The organism is Photobacterium profundum, from assembly GCF_003026285.1.
GTDB classification, from domain to species: Bacteria; Pseudomonadota; Gammaproteobacteria; order Enterobacterales; family Vibrionaceae; genus Photobacterium; species Photobacterium profundum.
The window spans coordinates 1-556 of sequence record NZ_PYOD01000050.1 but is presented as its reverse complement, the minus strand read 5'-3'; the positions used below and the strand labels follow the sequence as shown (position 1 = coordinate 556).

The following is a 556-nucleotide window of genomic DNA, read 5'->3' as shown; positions in this document are numbered from 1 at the left end:
ACGGGATACTGACTCTGCAATATAAGCCCGGTTATCTGAGCGGCTACCGTGATAAAGAGAGCGGACAGTCCCGTTTTGCGATGGGGTTGGTTTTTCCGCAGAGAGCAGACAGGCAACTGAATATCCGTGATACTGAACTGGGAATGAATCATCTGAATCAGGTAGCGGGGTTGGGTGCGCGGGCAGCGGTTGAGCCTGATCCGGATAAGCCCGGCAGCTCTGTTGTTATGGTTTCACAGCAAAAAAAACGCAGTTTGAGCGGCAGGCTGGATGTTAACAATCACGGCAGCCCGTCAACCGGTCGCCTGCAAATAAATAACCGGCTCAGTATTGAGAATCCGCTCGGACTGTATGACCGCTTGTTTATTTATACCCTGCGGGATCTGGATAAAGACCATTCCGGCGGAACTAAATTTATCTATGCTCAATACCGGGTGCCGTATCAGCACTGGGAATTTACGGCCGGCGGCAGTTACGGTGAGCAGAAACAGCAGTACCCGGTGGTAAACGATACACTGGATTATTTTACCCGCAGCAAAATGCTGGATCTCAGTAT

At 50.7% G+C, this 556-nt stretch carries 1 protein-coding gene; it reads left to right on the top strand.

Annotation, left to right across the window (positions count from 1 at the left end):
* Positions 1 to 556: ShlB/FhaC/HecB family hemolysin secretion/activation protein (locus C9J48_RS27705; RefSeq protein WP_181320848.1), on the top strand; the 556-nt coding region annotated here is incomplete at both ends.